This window comes from Agrobacterium sp. BT-220-3, from assembly GCF_025910175.1.
Taxonomy (GTDB): domain Bacteria; phylum Pseudomonadota; class Alphaproteobacteria; order Rhizobiales; family Rhizobiaceae; genus Agrobacterium; species Agrobacterium oryzihabitans.
On record NZ_JAPAIX010000001.1, the window covers coordinates 658053 to 675638 of the forward strand.

A 17586-nucleotide genomic window follows, 5' to 3' on the forward strand; every position below is an offset into this window, starting at 1 on the left:
ATGGCTGATACATCCTCTTCCCAGGCACGCCGCCCGTTCCACCGCCGTCGCAAGACGTGCCCCTTCTCCGGCGCAAACGCTCCGAAGATCGACTACAAGGACGTTCGCCTCCTGCAGCGCTACATTTCCGAGCGCGGCAAGATCGTTCCTTCCCGCATCACGGCCGTTTCCCAGAAGAAGCAGCGCGAACTCGCCCAGGCGATCAAGCGCGCCCGTTTCCTCGGCCTGCTGCCTTACGTCGTAGCGTAATGAATTGAAGCGAGGCTGCGTTTCGGCGCGGCCTCGTTTTCTCCTTTGAAGCTACTGCCTTCTAAGCAGTAGGTTGAAGGCTTCCAAATCCTTCCGCGTTGGGCGCGGATCGATACCAAAAAACCATGTTGGGGATGAGGCTCTCAGGAGCGATCCTCTAACTGCTTTAGTTTCAGCAGGACAGCGAAGTGCAAAAGTTGAACCAGACAGTGCTAATCACCGGCGTTCTCGCCGGCATATGCGCCGCGTTTCTAACGCTTGGCGCAACGGCACAGTCGTCCTTTTCCTTCCTGCTCTACGCCGGTTCGGCCATGCCCATCTTCATTGCCGGCATGGGCTGGGGCAACCGCGCCGCCATTGTTGCAATCATCACCACCGCCATTATCGGCGCGCTTGTTATCTCGCCGCTTTTTGCGCTGACCATCGCGATCTTTACGCTGATCCCGGCGGGCTGGCTTTCGCATCTCGCCAATCTGGCGCGCCCGGCCTCCGAACTTGGCGGCCCGGATGATCTTCTTGCCTGGTATCCACTCTCCGGCATCATCCTGCATCTTTGCCTTCTGGTTGCGGTTGCCGTCGTCATTCTCGGCTGGATGATCGGTTATGGTCCCGATCTCGTCGCGCGCATGGTCGACCTGATGATGACCTCGGTGCAAAACCGCGAGCCGCTGTTCGAACCCAATGCCGAGGCGCTCGCCCAGACAAAATCGCTGCTGGTGCTGATGCTGCCGATCGTTCAGGGCGGCCTGTGGGTCATCCTTCTGTTCGCGGCCTATTATTTTGCAACCCGGCTGGTCGGTTCCTTCGGCAAGGGCCTTCGCCCGCGTGAGGACATTGCTTCCGCGCTGCGCATGCACCGCAACGCGATCTTCATTTTTCTTGGCGGTATCGTCGCCATGTTCTTCGGTGGCGTCGCCGCCATGGTTGGCGCAGTCGTCTGCGGCACCTTTGGCGCGGGCTTCCTGATGGCTGGTTATGCCTCGCTGCATAAACGCGCGCGTGGAAAAGACTGGCGTCTGCCGGTTCTCATCCTCGCCTATCTTTCAGCGGTCTTTGTCTTTCCGCTGTTCATCATTCTCGTGCTCGGCTTGAGCGACGTGCGCAGCACGATCTCGCTGACGCCTGCACGGAAAACCGACAATACGAACGAAACCAACACATAGAAAGGATCAAGAAGATGGACGTTATTCTTCTCGAACGCATCAACAAGCTCGGCCAGATGGGCGAAACCGTCAAGGTTCGCGACGGCTACGCACGTAACTTCCTGCTGCCGCAGGGCAAGGCGCTGCGCGCCAACGCCGCCAACAAGACCCGTTTCGAAACCGAGCGCGCAACGCTTGAAGCCCGTAACCTCGAGCGCAAGTCGGAAGCCCAGAAGGTTGCCGAAGCACTCGAAGGCAAGTCCTTCATCGTCGTCCGTTCGGCTGGCGAAACCGGCCAGCTGTACGGCTCTGTTGCTGCTCGCGACGTCGTCGAAATCCTCGGTGCAGAAGGCTTCAACATCGGCCGCAACCAGGTTGAACTGAACACGCCGATCAAGACCATCGGCCTGCACGACGTCACCCTGCACCTGCACGCCGAAGTCGAGCTTCAGGTCGAGCTGAACGTTGCCCGTTCCGCCGAAGAAGCCGAGCGTCAGTCCAAGGGCGAAAGCCTCACCTCCGCCGACGCCATCTACGGCGTTGACGAAGACGCCCTGCGCCCGGAAGACTTCTTCGATCCGGAAGCTGACGGCAACGACGACGACGAATAAGATTTGGCCTAGCGGCCATAAGGAAAACCCCGGGTGGCGACATCCGGGGTTTTTTGTTGCGTTGAGGGTGTGGAGGGACACCCCCCTCTGTCCTGCCGGACATCTCCCCCTCAAGGGGGGAGATCGATTCGTGGCTAGCCCTCGTTCATCTCAACGTTGCGAGTGTAGCGATGAGAGAAAGTCTTGCCGATCTCCCCCCTTGAGGGGGAGATGTCCGGCAGGACAGAGGGGGGTGTCCCTCGGCACGCTCCCAAGCCGGACTACTTCGCCGCCGTCTCCGCCCCTTCCGGCGCGATGCTCTTGTCCAGGTGCACGACCACCGACATGCCCGGCGACAGATCTGCCACCAGCGGCTGATCCGCATCGATCGAGATGCGCACGCCGACACGCTGGGCGATCTTCACGAAATTGCCTGTCGCATTGTCGGGTTTGATGACGGCGAATTCCGACCCCGTGGCGGGCGAGAACCGCTCGACTCGGCCGTTGAGCTTGCGGCGATGCAGGGCATCCACCGAGATCGTCACCGGCTGGCCGACCTGCATGCCCGCAAGCTGGGTCTCCTTGAAATTGGCGATGACCCAGACATCATGCGGCACGACCGCCATCAATTGCGTCCCTGCCGTGACATATTGACCGGTGCGCACGCTGACTTCGCCGAGCCTGCCGTCGACCGGCGCATGGATCTCGGTATTGTCGAGATCGATCTTCGCGAGTTCGACGGCGGCCTCAGCATTGGCGACTGCCGCCTGCAGGGAGCTGCGGTTGACGATGATCGTCTGCAGATCTTGCCGCGAGACCTCGAGGGCCGCTTTCGCCTGCGACAGGGATGCGCGCGCCTTTTCAAGAGCGGCATGCGCCTCTTCCTGCAGGCTTGAGGTTCCAACACCGCTCTTGATGAGATTATCCTGCCGGTCGGATGCGAGCTGCGCCTGCTTCAGAGAGGCCTCAGCGGCATCGACAGCCGCCTGGCTGGAAAGGATATTGGCATTGGCTGCATTTTCCTGCTGGCGGGAATTATCCAGTGCCGCCTTCTGCGTATCGAGCGTGGCTTCCGCCTGCGCCTGTTTCTGGCGGTAGATGCGGTCATCGATCTTCGCCAGCAAGGTGCCCTTCTTGACCTCCTGATAGTCCTTGACCGGCACGTCCACGACATAACCGCTGACCTGCGGGCTCATGGTCGTGACGTAACCGCGCACGAAAGCGTTGTCGGTCATTTCGACCGTGGAGAGGAAAGGCGGCAACCGCCAAGCGTAAAGCACGAGTGCGACGCCGGCGAGGCCGCCGAGCAGCACGAGAATGGAAACGGGGGTAAAAAACTTCTTCAGCATTTTATCACTCTTGGAAGGTTCAAGACTGTTGTGCCGGTGCGGTATCGACATTGTCCCTCGACAGGAACGGACGGATGCGCAGCCATGCAAGGTGGATCAAAAGCGCGGCAAGCGCCAGCGCCGAAACAACGGAGATCAGCAGGAACGTATCATTATAGGCAAGCACATAGGCCTCCTTGCTGACCTGCTGGCCGAGAAGGGAAAGCCCCTCGGCCTTCAGCAGCGCCGGATCGGTGATGACGTGGCTGTAAGCGCCGGAAAGCTGGGATACGCGCTGGGCGACCACGGGATTGGTGAGCAGGACATTTTCCACCAGTATATTGGAATGGAATTTTTCGCGCAGTGTCACGAAGCTACCGAGCAGTCCGGTCATCAGCATCGAACCCGTGATCTGGGTGAACAGGAAGATGGTGATGAAATTCACCAGATAGGGTGCGCCTCTGGCAAGTGCTGCGGCAAAACCCTTGGACATGACGGGCGGCAGGAACATAGCCGCGCCGAAGGCAATCATCATCTGGCTGAGATACATTTCGCCCGGCCGTGTCAGATTGGTTGACTGGCTGTCCATGAACGAGCCAGCGGCGATCAGCGCCAGCGCAATCACATGCGCCGTATCCACGTATTTCGTCAGCATCAGCCAGGCGCAGGCCGCACCGCCAAGCACCGTCGCCAGCAACACCAGCGCATAAAGCGTCGTCGTCTGGTCGTTCAGCAGGCCAAGCTGCTGGTAGAAGCTGACCGCCGTTGAGGATTGTTCGGAAGAAACCGCGCGATAAACGAGCAGCACCGCGATAATATGCAGGTTGGTTTTCGAAAAAATCCAGCGCAGGTCGAGCAGCGGGTTTTTGCGCGGCAATTCGATGAAGGCCATCAGCGTCAGGAGCGCGATCGACGTTGCCAGAAGCACGCCCAGCCACCATGTTTCGAACCACCAGTAGAACCGGCCAAGGGTGAGCATGACCGCGAGGCAGCCGAGACCGCCCGCAAACAGCAGATAGCTCAGAATATCCATGCGCTCGATGACTTTCGCACGCGGCGGCGGTGTGACTTTCAGCACGTAGATCATGGCGAAGGAGATCAGCGCAAACCCCACCTCCATAGAATAAAGCGCGTTCCAGCCATCGATTTCCAAAAGAGAGGGCGAAACGATGCGGGCGATGGGTGCCGACAGCAAGGTGCCGGTCAGCGCGATGCTGAAACCGAGCGAGAATTTCCGCGCGGGCGGAAAGGCTTCCAGAATATAGAGAAAGCCGAGCGACGAAATCGGCGCGGCGGCCATGCCGCTGACGAAGCGGATGACGATTGCGGAATGCAGGTCCGTCACGAACAGGTTGAGACAGGAAGCAACGACAAAGGCGATGATCGAGAGTTCGGCAAAGGGCCGCAGGCCATATTGCGCCCTGATCTTGAAGAGCGCGATGGAAAACGTGGCATAGGGCGCCATATAGGCGGCGGAGAGCCATGCCACTTCCGCCACCGTTGCGGAAAACTCGCCCTGAAGCTGGTAGATATTGGCCATGACGAGGTTCATGCCCAGGCCCTGGGTAATGAAGAACGACAGGCCCGCGAAGATGAAGCACAGCCGCAGCCACACCGGCCGCTCCAACGGTTGCGGCGCGGCGGGAACGGCAGCTTCCGGCGCGGTCTCGCTTGTGCCTGCATCGCTCGGCGATGTATTGGCCTGCTCTTCCGCAAGGTGGTCCGGCTTGACGGTCGCTTCTGTATTTGCGGGAGCGGCCTCATCGGCTGTCTGCGGCAACACGGTGCTCACGATTGCACCCTCCCGCTTGCCAGATTTTGCAGGTTGGCGGAAAGCCGGCGCATGACATCAAGCGCCATTGCGAGTTCCTGCGAGGAAATATCGGCAGCGATTTCCGAGCGCAGCGATTTCGCCACCGCCTGCACCGTCTGCGAGGTCTTCTCTCCCTCCGCTGTCATGTGAATGCGTTTGGCACGGCGGTCGTTTTCGTCGGAGCGGCGTTCGATGAGGTTCTGTTTCTCCATGCCATCCAGCACACGCACCAGCGTGGGCGTTTCGATTTCCATTTCCTCGGCAAGTTCAGTCTGGGTTAAAGGCCCGCGCCGCGACAGGGCAAAAAGAGCGCGCGCACGCGCCAGCGTCAGGCCGCTTTCCCCTACCCTGGCGTCGAAAAACGCGCGCAGTTTGCGGGTAAAAGCGGAGACTTCATCGAGGAGCTGTTCCTTGTCGGTCTCGCGGGACATATCAGTCAGCCTTATAATTAGCACACTACTTATTTTCTGCCTATTTATTCGGAAGCCTGACGATTTTCAAGTTTCTTTCATGCCGGGTCTGCCATGCGGTAAACTCATGGCAGCGAATCACGTTGCCGGGAAATTCCGGCACCTCGTTCCCACCCGCCTGTGGATTGCTGGGGACAACTGAAGATGTGATCCAGCTTTTCAGAACGGACGTCAGCCTGCCGTATAGTGTTGCAACAATATCATTGACTGCCATGCCCCAGGAAGCCAAACCCGAGGTTTAAGGACAAGGCAAAGGGAGATCGCGCAAACCATGAACGACGCTGTGAGAAAGATCACCCCCGCGCTGCCGGCGGAACCGCATTACCGCGAAGCGCCCAACAACATCGAGGCGGAACAGGCGCTGCTCGGCGCCATCCTCGTCAATAACGACGCCTATTATCGCGTGTCGGACTTTTTGAAGCCCGTCCATCTCTACGAACCCTTGCATCGCAAGATTTTCGAGGTGGCGGGCGATATCATCCGCATGGGCAAAACCGCCAATCCGGTGACGATCAAGACCTTCCTGCCCGCCGACGACAAGATCGGCGACCTGACGGTGGCGCAATATCTCGCGCGTCTGGCGGCGGAAGCCGTTTCGATCATCAATGCAGAAGATTACGGCCGCGCGATTTACGATCTGGCGCTGCGTCGCGCGCTGATCCAGATCGGCGAGGATGTCGTCAACATCGCCTATGACGCGCCGCTCGACATGCCACCGCAGGCGCAGATCGAGGACACCGAGCGCCGCCTGTTCGAACTGGCGGAAACCGGCCGTTACGATGGCGGCTTCCAGTCGTTCAACGACGCAGTGGCGCTGGCGATCGACATGGCGGGGGCCGCCTTCGAGCGCGACGGCAATCTCTCCGGCATCTCCACCGGCATTCACTCACTCGACGCCCGCATGGGCGGTTTGCAGCGTTCCGACCTTATCGTGCTTGCCGGTCGCCCGGGTATGGGCAAAACCTCGCTTGCCACCAACATCGCCTATAACATCGCGGCGTCCTACGATCAGGAAGTCCAGCCAGACGGCTCGTTCAAGGCGAAGAACGGCGGCGTCGTCGGCTTTTATTCGCTCGAAATGTCGTCCGAACAGCTGGCAACCCGTATCATTTCCGAGCAGACCGAAGTCTCGTCGTCGAAAATCCGTCGCGGTGACATTACCGAGGCCGATTTCGAAAAGCTCGTCGCCTGCTCCCAGATGATGCAGAAAGTGCCGCTTTACATCGACCAGACCGGTGGTATCTCCATCGCCCAGCTTTCCGCCCGTGCCCGTCGCCTGAAGCGTCAGCGCGGCCTCGATGTTCTGGTCGTGGACTATATTCAGCTGATGACCGGTGGCGGCAAGGGCGGCGAAAACCGCGTGCAGGAAATCACCCAGATCACCACGGGCCTGAAGGCGCTGGGCAAGGAACTCAATGTTCCCATCATCGCGCTGTCACAGCTCTCCCGTGCGGTGGAAAGCCGAGAGGACAAGCGCCCGCAGCTTTCCGACCTGCGTGAATCGGGCTCCATCGAGCAGGACGCCGACGTGGTGCTGTTCGTGTTCCGTGAGGAATATTATGTGAAAAACATGGAGCCGCGCGATCCCGGCGATGCGAAATATGCCGAATGGGAAGCACATTTCGACCGGGTGAAGGGCACGGCCGATGTCATTATCGCCAAGCAGCGTCACGGACCGACCGGTACAGTAAAATTGCAGTTCCAGTCCGAATTCACCCGCTTTGCGGATCTGGCCGACCCGAGTTTCAGCCAGTACGAAGAGCATTGAGCCGATCGAAGTCATGAGGGCGAACGGTTTTCGCCCTCATCTTCTTTCCCACGTTCGGAATGAAACGGGCGGAGTCTTTTCAAGGTCTTGGCGGGATTGCCTCACAATCCGATTCCGCGCAGCAGCGCCACGGTGACGACACCGAGCGCGGCGGCCGGCAGCAGGCTGAGGCGGAGTGCCGCGACTGCCGTCACCGCGCAGGCGATGGTTTCGGCCAGTCCGCTCGCAAGCGCCGTCGGCGTGACGACGGCCATCAGAACGGCGGGCGGAACCACCCCAAGCGCCTTTTTCAGGCGCGGCGTCAGGGTGAAATGATTGACCAGCAGCAGACCGCCGAGCCGTGTGGCGACGGTTGCCGCCATCATGGCGAGGATCGCCAGCAGCGTATTTTGATCGAGCGTCATGCCGGCTGCTCCGCCTGATCTTCATGACCGAAGGCCGCAACGGCAAGCCCCGCCAGCGCGCCGGCTGCAATATACCAGGCGCCCGGAACCAGCGCGTGGGTGAGATAAGCAGCGGAAGCACTCGCCAGAAGCACGAAGCCGGTTTCCCTGCCCTTCCAGAACCCCATCAGCAACACGATGAAGACGGCCGGGAAGGCGAAATCCAGACCGATCACCGACATGTCACCCATGACGGAGCCGAGCAGCGCGCCTGCCAGAGTGGCGAGGTTCCAGACGAGGTAGATCGACAGTGCAGCACCCGCGAAGAAAGCCGCCGTCAGCCTGCCAGCGATGACCCGAAACTCCGACAGCGCCCAGGATTCATCGGTCAAAACCAGCATCGCCGCACATTTTCGCCATCCGGTAAAATCATCCAGTTTGCCGGCGATGGAGGCGCTCATCAGCACATGGCGCAGATTGACCAGCAGGGCTGCGAACCCGAGCGCGCTCCAGCTTGCCGGATGCATCCACAGATCCATGGCCACGAATTGCGAGCCGCCGGCAAAAACCAGCAGCGACATCAACGCGGCTTCCAGCGGTGACAGGCCTTTGCCGACCGCGACTGCCCCGAACACCACGCCGATGGGCACCATGGCCACCAGCAGCGGGGCGGCAGCCCTCAACCCCGCGCCGAATTCCGCGCGCTTTTCCAATACGGACATCGCATTCTCCCTTGCAGAACAGTGCGATTACGCCCGGCAAGCCTCACGGTCTTGAATGAAAGTGACATTGCGCGGAAAAATCACGCCGCACGGAATTGCCCGGGCGTGACGCCGGTGCGCGCCTTGAAATGCCGGGTAAAATGCGCCTGATCGGCAAAACCGCACAAGGCCGCCACTTCGGCCGGCGTCTCACCCGCACGCAGAAGGCGGCGAGCCTGCCGGATGCGCAGATCCGTCAGATAGGCGTGCGGGGTGATGTGAAACTCCTTCCGGAAGGCGCGTATGAGGTGGGCGCGGCTGAGACCGGCTATCGATGCCAGTTCCTCAAGACCGATATCGGTCTCGTAATTGTCCGCGAGATAGTCCCGGGCAGCATAGACTGCCGTTTTCTCGCGGGTTTCGACCGGCAGAATGATGGCGCTGCCGTGCCTGCCGAACAGGGCCGCAAGAACCGAGAACATGCCCTCATCCGCCTCCAGAGCGCCGGACTTCGCCTCCAGACGCCGATGCGCCATCTGGAAAGCCATAGCCATCTGCGGATCGCGTGGCAGAAACCGTGGAAAGGACGGCGTGCCGTGAAAGGCCCTGCCCGTCACATCCTCGATAATATCGCGTAGCAGCGCCGCATCGGGATAGATCATGCGGTAACGATAACCGCCGCCGCCCGGCGCACCATCGTGAATCTCATCCGGGTTGATAAGGTAAAGATGCCCCGGCCCTGTCTGCTCGGTGGTGCCCTGAATGGTGGAAATCTGCGAACCGCTTTCGATCGCGCCGATCGAGAAGGTGTCGTGCGCATGCGGGGAATATTCATGGGTCAGGAATGTGGCGCTCAGACATTCCATGCCGCCAAAACGCCCGTCGCGCCAGAAACGGGTCGTTTCCGTCGCGGCAATGGGCATGACGTCTATGGCCTGTTCCTGCGAAACATTGTGCATAGAAGGAGTTTAAAGCATTCGGTCATTACCGTCTTGAACAAAAGTGCTAGGGTCCGAACCGGTTCCAAATCAACCGGACGCATGGCATGACAGACGACTTCGAAGACAGCTTTCCCGAAAACGAAACCGACGCTTTCGAGCACGCGCCGCTGAGGCTTACCGTCGATCTCGGCGCGCTCGCCGACAATTGGCGGGATATGAAAAAGCGGTCCGGCAAGGCGCGGACGGCGGCCGTCGTGAAAGCGGATGCCTACGGGCTTGGTATCGAGGATTGCGGCGCGACGCTTTACCATGCCGGCGCACGCGACTTCTTCGTGGCGACGGTGTCCGAGGGTGCGACTCTCCGTTCCTATGCACCGGAGGCGCGCATTTTCGTGCTATCAGGCATCTGGCAGGGCCAGGAGCGTCAGGTCTTCGACAATGATCTGGTTCCGGTTCTGGCCTCAGAGGAGCAGCTTTCCTTCTGGATGGCGACAGTGGCCGAGCGCGGCGACCACCCCTGCGCTTTGCATGTGGATACCGGCTTCAACCGGCTCGGACTGCCGCTGGACGATGCGCTGTTTCTGGCCGACGACGTGACGCGGCCGGCGAGTTTCGATCCGGTTCTGGTACTGTCGCATCTCGCCTGCGCCGACACGCCGTCTTCGCCGATGAACAGGGTCCAGCTCGAGGCATTCCGCAGGGTTAGCGCTGCTTTCGAAGGTATCGAATCAAGCCTTTCGGCTTCGGCAGGCATATTTCTGGGCAACGAATATCATTTCGACCTTACCCGCCCCGGCATCGCGCTTTATGGCGGCGAAGCGGTCAATGACGTGACAAACCCGATGCGGCCCGTCGCCAAGGCCGAAGCGCGGATCATCCAGCTTCGCGAGGCTGGTGAAGGCCAGACCGTGAGTTATGGCGGCACCTATTTGCTGAAACGGGCGAGCCGCCTTGCCATCGCTTCCGTCGGTTATGCGGACGGATACCAGCGGTCGCTTTCCGGCTCCGGCATTCCCCTGCGCGAAATGGGCCACGGCGGCGCCTATGGCGTCGTCAACGGCCACAAGGTGCCGGTCGCCGGCCGCGTCACCATGGACCTCACCATTTTCGACGTCACGGATATTCCTGCCAATGCCATCCGCGCCGGCGACTATATCGAGCTTTTCGGTCCCAATGTGCCTGTCGATGAGACCGCACGGGCGGCCGGTACTATCGGTTATGAAATGCTGACGGGGCTTGGCCTACGTTACGAGCGGCAATATCTGATGGCCGATGACTAAGCCTCGCCTTTAGCCCTTGGAAAGCTGACGTCACCTGTGCTAAAAGAGAACAAAAGGAGATCGAAATGCCCGAAATCCATTTGAGCGAACAGGACGAGAAGTTCATCGAAGAGCAGGTGGCGGCGGGCATCTTCAAGGACGCCGATGCGGTTATTTCAGCCGGCCTTCGTTTGCTGGGCAGCAAGGAAGGCCGCTTCGTTGAGCTTCAACGATTGATTCAGGAAGGGCTGGACGATCTGGAGGCCGGCAGGGTGATGGAATTCTCAACGGCGGACGATCTAACCGCTCACATCATAAAGCTCGCGGAGGAGCAGAATGAAGCGAAGGCGTCTGGTGGTCACCGCTCAGGCGCTGAACGATCTTCTCGCCGATCATAATTACATTGCACAATTCAATCCTGCCGCCGCAAGGCGCTTTCTGGACGACATCAACGTTAAAATGATCTCGCTGGCCCGATACGGGATAACGGGTGTGCCTCGAAACTACGTTCCGAATTTGCGGGCGTTCCCGTATCGTAATCGCTGCATCTATTTCGTTGTCGATGACAAGAAAATCTATGTCCTGCGCGTGCTTCACGGCCACCAAGACATCTCCGCCGACCATTTCAAACAAGAAGAAAACTGACATACATGGCCAAAGCCAAGACTCAATTCATTTGCCAGAACTGCGGTACGGTTCACACCCGTTGGGCGGGAAAATGCGAAGGCTGCGGCGAGTGGAACACCATCGTCGAGGAAGACCCGATGGGCGGCATCGGTTCCGGCCCCGGCAAGACGCCCAAGAAGGGTCGGCCTGTCACGCTCACCTCGCTTTCCGGCGAGATCGAGGAAGCGCCGCGCATTCCGACCGGCATCAGCGAACTCGACCGGGCGACCGGCGGCGGCTTCGTGCGCGGTTCGGCGGTCTTGATCGGCGGCGATCCGGGTATCGGCAAATCCACCCTGCTTATGCAGGCGGCCGCTGCCCTTTCGAGGCGCGGACACCGCATCATCTATGTTTCGGGTGAAGAGGCGGTGGCGCAGGTGCGCCTGCGCGCCCAGCGCCTTGGTGCAGCCGAGACCGATGTGCTGCTGGCCGCCGAAACCAATGTCGAAGACATTCTGGCGACGGTTTCCGAGGGCAAGCGGCCCGATCTCGTCATCATTGATTCCATTCAGACGCTGTGGAGCGACACGGCCGATTCCGCCCCCGGCACGGTGACGCAGGTGCGCACCGGCGTGCAGGCGATGATCCGGTTTGCCAAGCAGACTGGCGCGACCATGGTGCTTGTGGGCCACGTGACCAAGGAAGGCCAGATCGCCGGTCCGCGCGTGGTGGAGCACATGGTCGACGCCGTGCTTTATTTCGAAGGCGATCGCGGTCACCACTACCGCATTCTTCGTACCGTCAAGAACCGCTTCGGACCGACGGACGAGATCGGGGTGTTCGAAATGTCGGACAAGGGATTGCGTGAGGTTTCCAACCCTTCCGAACTGTTTCTGGGCGAGCGAAACGAAAAATCGCCGGGCGCCGCCGTTTTTGCCGGCATGGAAGGCACGCGCCCGATTCTGGTTGAGGTGCAGGCGCTGGTCGCCGCCACCTCGCTCGGCACGCCGCGCCGCGCCGTGGTCGGCTGGGACAGTTCGCGGCTTGCCATGATCCTTGCCGTGCTGGAGGCCCATTGCGGGGTGAAGCTCGGTCAGCACGATGTTTACCTGAATGTCGCCGGTGGTTATAGAATTTCTGAGCCGGCTGCGGATATGGCGATCGCGTCTGCGCTGGTTTCCTCGCTGGCCGGTCTTGCCCTGCCCGCCGATTGCGTCTATTTCGGCGAAGTCAGCCTGTCGGGCGCGGTGCGGCCGGTCTCGCACACGGGCCAGCGATTGAAAGAAGCTGAGAAACTCGGCTTTTCCGCCGCACTTCTGCCTTCTGCTTCGGCTGAATTGCCGAAGGGCGGCAAGGGGCGCTGGACGGAAATTGAAAGCCTGCCAGACCTCGTGGCGCGCATCGCCGGCTCCGGCAACCGGTTCAAACAGGTTGAGGACGACGAATATTGATCCTTTCGCCAAGGGAAACAGTGGTGTAAGAGGATCGCAAAATTGGCAAGGCAGCGTCTGACAAGGCGTCGCACCTCCGGAGTTGGTATATGCCCATTACAATTTTCGACGGCATCGTCATCGCCGTTGTTCTTTTCTCCGCCATTCTCGCGATGGTACGCGGCTTTTCCCGCGAGATTCTGTCGATCGCGAGCTGGGCCGGTTCGGTCGCCGCCGCCTATTATCTTTATCCGGTCCTGCTGCCCTATGCGCGCAACTATACCGATGACGACAAGATCGCCATTGCCGGCTCGGCTGGCGTGGTCTTCCTCGTCTCGCTGATCGTCATCTCCTTCATCACCTCGCGCATTGCCGATTTCATCATCGACAGCCGCATCGGCGCGCTGGATCGCACGCTTGGTTTCCTGTTCGGCGCGGCGCGCGGCATTCTGCTGCTTGTTGTCGCGGTCGCCTTCTGGAACTGGCTGGTGGATGTGAAGACGCAGCCGGAATGGGTAACGCAGGCCAAGTCCAAGCCTTTCCTGGATGGTTTGGTGGGCAAGCTGGAGGCGGTTCTGCCTGACGATATCGAACCGCAGATCCGCGCCCGCATTCTCGGAAAGCCACAGGAACCGACAGCTGCGCAGGCGCCAGCGGAAGATGCACCGGCGACAAATCCGCCGGCAACGAATAATTGACACGAGGGTGCGCCTTGCAATGCATGCAAGGCGCGCTATTTGTGCTAAATATCAAGCACGACACAGACAGGCCGACCGGGAGACAAGCTCACCGGAGAGGTCTTTCGTTTTTCTCGGTAGAGAGCAAGGGCAAGCCGGATGATTGAGCCGCTTTCGCATTCCAAGTTCCATGGGGCCACTTTCAAGGAAGAGATCGACGGCGACACGTTGCACGAAGAGTGCGGCGTTTTCGGCATTCTCGGTCATGCCGACGCCTCGGCGCTGACCGCTCTCGGCCTGCATGCGCTGCAGCATCGCGGCCAGGAAGCGGCGGGCATCGTCTCTTTTGACGGCAAACGCTTCCACCAGGAACGCCATATGGGCCTCGTCGGCGATCATTATACCGATCCGGCAACGCTTGCCCGCCTGCCCGGCTCCATCGCGATTGGCCACACCCGCTATTCCACGACCGGTGAAGTGGCGATGCGCAACGTGCAGCCGCTGTTTGCTGAACTGGAAGAAGGCGGCATTTCCATTGCCCATAACGGCAATTTCACCAATGGCCTGACGCTTCGCCGCCAGATCATCGCCACGGGCGCGATCTGTCAGTCGACGTCGGATACCGAAGTCGTGCTGCACCTCATCGCCCGCTCGCGCCACTCTTCCACCGCCGATCGCTTCATCGACGCCATCCGCCAGATGGAAGGCGGCTATTCGATGCTGGCCATGACCCGCACCAAGCTGATTGCCGCCCGCGACCCGATCGGCATCCGTCCGCTGGTGATGGGCGAACTGGACGGCAAGCCGATCTTCTGCTCGGAGACCTGCGCTCTCGATATCATTGGCGCGAAATTCGTGCGTGATGTTGAAAACGGTGAAGTCATCATCTGCGAGATCCAGCCGGATGGTTCGATCACCATCGATGCGCGCAAGCCCTCCAAGCCGCAGCCGGAGCGTCTCTGCCTGTTCGAATATGTCTATTTCGCCCGTCCCGATTCCGTCGTCGGCGGCCGCAACGTCTATACGACGCGCAAGAACATGGGCATGAACCTTGCCAAGGAAGCGCCGCTGGAAGCCGATGTCGTGGTTCCGGTTCCCGATGGCGGCACGCCGGCAGCCCTCGGTTTTGCACAGGAAAGCGGTATTCCCTTCGAATATGGCATCATCCGCAACCATTATGTCGGCCGTACCTTCATCGAACCGACCCAGCAGATCCGCGCTTTCGGCGTCAAGCTCAAGCATTCCGCCAACCGGGCGATGATCGAGGGCAAACGCGTGGTGCTGGTGGATGATTCCATCGTGCGCGGCACGACCTCGGTGAAGATCGTGCAGATGATCCGCGAGGCGGGAGCCAAGGAAGTGCATATCCGCGTCGCCAGCCCGATGATCTTCCATCCGGATTTCTACGGCATCGACACGCCGGATGCCGACAAGCTGCTCGCCAACCAATATGCCGATGTGGACGCCATGGCGAAATTCATCGGCGCCGATTCGCTGGCCTTCCTGTCGATCGACGGGCTTTACCGCGCCGTCGGCGGCGAAAACCGCAACCATGCGCGGCCGCAATTCACGGACCATTATTTCACCGGCGACTACCCGACCCGCCTTCTCGATCAAAACGGCGAGTCGATGGGCAGCAAGATTTCCATGCTGGCCAGCAACGGCTGATAGTCCGGACGAACAAGCGGCCACCGGCCTCCGGTGGCCGCTTTTTTCTTGCCTTTTGTTCAGGCCCTCGCCTGCGACGATATAATCGCTTGTGAAAGGCCCGTGGCGCTTCGTAGAAGGAAGTGCAATCATTTTCGGGGGGACCATGACCGTCAATCTCAAGGGCCGCATCGCTCTCGTTACCGGCGCTTCGCGCGGCATCGGCTATTTCACGGCGCTGGAACTCGCCAAGGCCGGCGCGCATGTCATCGCCTGCGCCCGCACGGTGGGCGGTCTTGAGGAGCTGGACGACGCCATCAAGGCCGTCGGCGGCACGGCGACGCTCGTTCCCTTCGATCTTTCCGACATGAAAGCCATCGATGCGCTGGGCGCGAATATCTTCGAGCGCTGGGGCAAGCTCGATATTCTCGTCGCCAATGCCGGCGTTCTCGGCGTGATCTCACCGGTCGGCCATATCGAGGCGAAAGTCTTCGAAAGGGTCATGAACATCAACGTCACCGCCACCTGGCGGCTGATCCGCTCGGTCGAGCCGCTGCTTCTGAAGTCGGATGCTGGCCGCGCGCTGATCCTGTCTTCGGGCGCCGCCCACAGCTGTCGCCCCTTCTGGGGTGTCTATTCCACCTCCAAGGCGGCAGTCGAAGCGCTGGCCCGCACCTGGGCGGCGGAAACGCAGAAGAGCGCCCTTCGCGTCAACAGCATCAATCCCGGTGCGACACGCACGGCGATGCGTGCGCAGGCCATGCCCGGCGAAGACCCGGCCACCGTGCCGCATCCATCAGAGGTGGCCGCGGCCATTCTTCCGCTCGCCTCGCCCGATCTGACCGAAACCGGCAAACTCTTCCTCGTGCGCGAGGGGAAATTCGTGGACTACCGTCAGCCGGAGTGAATATTTTCCGCTTGGAGCGGCGATTTGGTCACCACGGTTGCTCTTGACCGGGCCGCACCGCCGCGCCATAAAGCAAGATATGAGAACGATGATCTGCACCTGCTGCTGAGATTTTTTTTGCTGGTTCGCCACCGGCCAGATCGTTTTCGTCTCCCGCAAGGTCAAGAAAGATAAACGTTCCGGCCAGGATAATATTCTGCCTTTAGGGAACTGCCGCATGTCCTTGCGCCTGAAATTTCACAATACACTCACACGCGAAAAGTCGGAATTTGCGCCGATCGACGCAGATAATGTGCGCATGTATGTCTGCGGACCAACGGTCTACGATTTCGCCCATATCGGCAATGCGCGCCCGGTCATCGTTTTCGATGTTCTTTTCCGGCTGCTGCGCCACGTCTATGGCGAAAACCATGTGACCTATGCCCGCAACATCACCGATCTCGATGACAAGATCAACGCGCGGGCGCTGCGCGACTATCCGCATCTGCCGCTGAACGATGCCATCCACGCGGTGACGAAAAAAACTGCCGACCAATTCCATGAGGATGTGGCCGCACTCGGCTGCCTTCCGCCGACCGTCGAACCGCGCGCCACCGACTACATCGCGGAAATGATCGACCTCATCGAGAAGCTGATCGCCCGCGGCCATGCCTATACGGCGGGCGGCGAGGTGCTGTTCGACACCCGCTCGATGGCCGATTACGGCCAGCTCTCCAAACGCCCGCTGGACGAGCAGCAGGCGGGTGCGCGCGTGGCGGTGGAAGCCCACAAGAAGAACCCGGGCGATTTCGTGCTGTGGAAACTGTCCTCGGACAATGAGCCGGGCTGGGAAAGCCCCTGGGGTCGCGGCCGTCCGGGCTGGCACATCGAATGCTCGGCCATGGCCGGTCGCTACCTCGGCGAGGTGTTCGACATTCACGGCGGCGGGCTCGATCTCATCTTCCCGCACCATGAGAACGAAATCGCGCAATCCCGTTGCGCCCATGGCACGCATGTCATGGCCAATGTGTGGATGCACAACGGCTTCGTGCAGGTGGAAGGCCGCAAGATGTCGAAGTCCGAGGGCAACTTCGTGACCATCTACGAATTGCTGCACACGGAGAAATTCGGCGGCCGCCAATGGCCGGGCGAAGTTCTTCGCCTGGCGATGCTGATGACGCATTATCGCGAGCCGATCGACTTTTCGGTGAAGCGGCTGGAAGAGGCAGAACATCTGCTGGCCAAGTGGCCGGCGGCCGAACCGACCGACGCCGAGCCGGATGCTGCCGTGCTGGACGCGCTCGCCGACGACCTGAACACGGTTGCCGCCGTGCAGGCGCTGCACGCGCTGGCGCACGCCGCCAATTCCGATCCAACTCGCCTGCCAGCCTTTGCGGCCAGCGCCGCCCTGCTCGGCGTGCTGCCGAAAAAAGCGGAAATGGACGAGGCCATCGTTTCGGCGGTCAATGCGCTGGTGCAGCTGCGCCTTGAAATGTTGAAGGCGAAGAACTTTGCGGAGGCGGATCGTTTGCGCGACGAGCTTTCCGAGAAGGGCATTCAGCTGAAGGATGGCAAGGACAAGGAAACCGGCGAGCGGACGACGACTTGGGAGTTGAAGCGGTGAGCCGGCAGCGGTTGGGGCTCACCCCCCTCTGCCCTGCCGGGCATCTCCCCCTCAAGGGGGGAGATCGACCCG

General features: G+C 60.5%; 19 protein-coding genes. 12 read left to right on the forward strand and 7 right to left on the reverse strand.

Annotated features, from left to right (window positions below):
* From rpsR to rplI, 3 genes are all read left to right on the forward strand, one after another.
* A complete protein-coding gene (gene rpsR / locus OK142_RS03410) occupies positions 1-249 on the forward strand; it encodes a 30S ribosomal protein S18 (protein WP_003496832.1) in 249 nt (82 codons plus the stop codon).
* 188 nt (positions 250-437) lie between these two features.
* Positions 438-1412, forward strand: coding sequence for a DUF2232 domain-containing protein (locus tag OK142_RS03415; protein WP_082184055.1), 975 nt, complete (start codon positions 438-440; stop codon positions 1410-1412).
* 14 nt (positions 1413-1426) lie between these two features.
* On the forward strand, positions 1427-2002 hold the full coding sequence (rplI, locus tag OK142_RS03420; RefSeq protein ID WP_498681064.1) for a 50S ribosomal protein L9: 576 nt from the start codon (positions 1427-1429) through the stop codon (positions 2000-2002).
* A 260-nt stretch (positions 2003-2262) separates the two neighbouring features.
* Here rplI and OK142_RS03425 read toward each other — a convergent pair whose 3' ends face one another.
* From OK142_RS03425 to OK142_RS03440, 4 genes are read right to left on the reverse strand one after another with little or no spacing between them, the layout of a single operon-like run.
* The gene (locus OK142_RS03425) at positions 2263-3330 is read right to left on the reverse strand and encodes an HlyD family secretion protein (protein ID WP_498681067.1); all 1068 of its coding nucleotides are present in this window, start codon (positions 3328-3330) and stop codon (positions 2263-2265) included.
* Positions 3331-3349: 19 nt separating this feature from the next.
* Positions 3350-5101 carry an MFS transporter gene (locus tag OK142_RS03430; protein ID WP_498681069.1) on the reverse strand — a complete coding sequence of 584 codons (1752 nt, stop codon included), beginning with the start codon at positions 5099-5101 and terminating at the stop codon, positions 3350-3352.
* Entirely contained in the window at positions 5098-5553 is a 456-nt protein-coding gene (locus OK142_RS03435; RefSeq protein ID WP_003496842.1) for a MarR family winged helix-turn-helix transcriptional regulator, read from the reverse strand. The genes OK142_RS03430 and OK142_RS03435 overlap by 4 nt, the downstream gene beginning before the upstream one ends.
* A 40-nt stretch (positions 5554-5593) precedes the next feature.
* Complete coding sequence (locus OK142_RS03440; protein ID WP_313608871.1) at positions 5594-5806, reverse strand: hypothetical protein; 213 nt, start codon at positions 5804-5806, stop codon at positions 5594-5596.
* A gap of 57 nt (positions 5807-5863) precedes the next feature.
* Here OK142_RS03440 and OK142_RS03445 point away from each other — a divergent pair, with 57 nt between their 5' ends.
* Positions 5864-7360 carry a replicative DNA helicase gene (locus OK142_RS03445; RefSeq protein WP_498681072.1) on the forward strand — a complete coding sequence of 499 codons (1497 nt, stop codon included), beginning with the start codon at positions 5864-5866 and terminating at the stop codon, positions 7358-7360.
* A 101-nt stretch (positions 7361-7461) separates the two neighbouring features.
* Here the strand turns inward: OK142_RS03445 and OK142_RS03450 are convergent, their stop codons facing one another.
* The 3 genes from OK142_RS03450 to OK142_RS03460 all read right to left on the reverse strand — a co-directional run bounded on the left by OK142_RS03450 (position 7462) and on the right by OK142_RS03460 (position 9403).
* Positions 7462-7764, reverse strand: coding sequence for an AzlD family protein (locus OK142_RS03450; protein ID WP_003496847.1), 303 nt, complete (start codon positions 7762-7764; stop codon positions 7462-7464).
* Positions 7761-8465, reverse strand: coding sequence for an AzlC family ABC transporter permease (locus OK142_RS03455; RefSeq protein ID WP_498681074.1), 705 nt, complete (start codon positions 8463-8465; stop codon positions 7761-7763). Before OK142_RS03455 ends, OK142_RS03450 begins: the two co-directional genes overlap by 4 nt.
* 80 nt (positions 8466-8545) lie before the next feature.
* Positions 8546-9403, reverse strand: coding sequence for an AraC family transcriptional regulator (locus OK142_RS03460; protein ID WP_498681076.1), 858 nt, complete (start codon positions 9401-9403; stop codon positions 8546-8548).
* 86 nt (positions 9404-9489) lie between these two features.
* Between OK142_RS03460 and alr the strand changes: the two genes are divergently transcribed.
* From alr to cysS, 8 genes are all read left to right on the forward strand, one after another.
* A complete protein-coding gene (gene alr, locus OK142_RS03465; protein WP_498681077.1) occupies positions 9490-10665 on the forward strand; it encodes an alanine racemase in 1176 nt (391 codons plus the stop codon).
* A 65-nt stretch (positions 10666-10730) separates the two neighbouring features.
* Positions 10731-11042, forward strand: a complete 312-nt coding sequence (locus tag OK142_RS03470) for a type II toxin-antitoxin system ParD family antitoxin (RefSeq protein ID WP_003496859.1) — start codon at positions 10731-10733, stop codon at positions 11040-11042.
* Complete coding sequence (locus OK142_RS03475; protein ID WP_498681078.1) at positions 10999-11289, forward strand: type II toxin-antitoxin system RelE/ParE family toxin; 291 nt, start codon at positions 10999-11001, stop codon at positions 11287-11289. The genes OK142_RS03470 and OK142_RS03475 overlap by 44 nt, the downstream gene beginning before the upstream one ends.
* A gap of 5 nt (positions 11290-11294) precedes the next feature.
* Positions 11295-12701 carry a DNA repair protein RadA gene (radA, locus tag OK142_RS03480; RefSeq protein ID WP_003496863.1) on the forward strand — a complete coding sequence of 469 codons (1407 nt, stop codon included), beginning with the start codon at positions 11295-11297 and terminating at the stop codon, positions 12699-12701.
* Positions 12702-12790: 89 nt separating this feature from the next.
* Positions 12791-13378, forward strand: a complete 588-nt coding sequence (locus OK142_RS03485) for a CvpA family protein (RefSeq protein WP_003496865.1) — start codon at positions 12791-12793, stop codon at positions 13376-13378.
* 138 nt (positions 13379-13516) lie between these two features.
* Complete coding sequence (gene purF, locus OK142_RS03490; protein WP_003496866.1) at positions 13517-15025, forward strand: amidophosphoribosyltransferase; 1509 nt, start codon at positions 13517-13519, stop codon at positions 15023-15025.
* Between the two features lie 145 nt (positions 15026-15170).
* On the forward strand, positions 15171-15911 hold the full coding sequence (locus OK142_RS03495) for an SDR family NAD(P)-dependent oxidoreductase (RefSeq protein WP_498681080.1): 741 nt from the start codon (positions 15171-15173) through the stop codon (positions 15909-15911).
* Between the two features lie 217 nt (positions 15912-16128).
* A complete protein-coding gene (cysS, locus tag OK142_RS03500) occupies positions 16129-17514 on the forward strand; it encodes a cysteine--tRNA ligase (protein WP_498681081.1) in 1386 nt (461 codons plus the stop codon).
* Positions 17515-17586: the final 72 nt, after the last annotated feature.

Bases quoted from the DNA above. Each gene is read 5' to 3' on its own strand.
- OK142_RS03435 (WP_003496842.1), bottom strand. From the start codon at position 5,553: ATGTCCCGCGAGACCGACAAGGAACAGCTCCTCGATGAAGTCTCCGCT.
- rplI (WP_498681064.1), top strand. From the start codon at position 1,427: ATGGACGTTATTCTTCTCGAACGCATCAACAAGCTCGGCCAGATGGGC.
- purF (WP_003496866.1), top strand. From the start codon at position 13,517: ATGATTGAGCCGCTTTCGCATTCCAAGTTCCATGGGGCCACTTTCAAG.
- radA (WP_003496863.1), top strand. From the start codon at position 11,295: ATGGCCAAAGCCAAGACTCAATTCATTTGCCAGAACTGCGGTACGGTT.
- cysS (WP_498681081.1), top strand. From the start codon at position 16,129: ATGTCCTTGCGCCTGAAATTTCACAATACACTCACACGCGAAAAGTCG.
- OK142_RS03425 (WP_498681067.1), bottom strand. From the start codon at position 3,330: ATGCTGAAGAAGTTTTTTACCCCCGTTTCCATTCTCGTGCTGCTCGGC.
- OK142_RS03455 (WP_498681074.1), bottom strand. From the start codon at position 8,465: ATGTCCGTATTGGAAAAGCGCGCGGAATTCGGCGCGGGGTTGAGGGCT.
- rpsR (WP_003496832.1), top strand. From the start codon at position 1: ATGGCTGATACATCCTCTTCCCAGGCACGCCGCCCGTTCCACCGCCGT.
- alr (WP_498681077.1), top strand. From the start codon at position 9,490: ATGACAGACGACTTCGAAGACAGCTTTCCCGAAAACGAAACCGACGCT.
- OK142_RS03440 (WP_313608871.1), bottom strand. From the start codon at position 5,806: ATGGCAGTCAATGATATTGTTGCAACACTATACGGCAGGCTGACGTCC.
- OK142_RS03450 (WP_003496847.1), bottom strand. From the start codon at position 7,764: ATGACGCTCGATCAAAATACGCTGCTGGCGATCCTCGCCATGATGGCG.
- OK142_RS03445 (WP_498681072.1), top strand. From the start codon at position 5,864: ATGAACGACGCTGTGAGAAAGATCACCCCCGCGCTGCCGGCGGAACCG.
- OK142_RS03495 (WP_498681080.1), top strand. From the start codon at position 15,171: ATGACCGTCAATCTCAAGGGCCGCATCGCTCTCGTTACCGGCGCTTCG.
- OK142_RS03460 (WP_498681076.1), bottom strand. From the start codon at position 9,403: ATGCACAATGTTTCGCAGGAACAGGCCATAGACGTCATGCCCATTGCC.
- OK142_RS03485 (WP_003496865.1), top strand. From the start codon at position 12,791: ATGCCCATTACAATTTTCGACGGCATCGTCATCGCCGTTGTTCTTTTC.
- OK142_RS03470 (WP_003496859.1), top strand. From the start codon at position 10,731: ATGCCCGAAATCCATTTGAGCGAACAGGACGAGAAGTTCATCGAAGAG.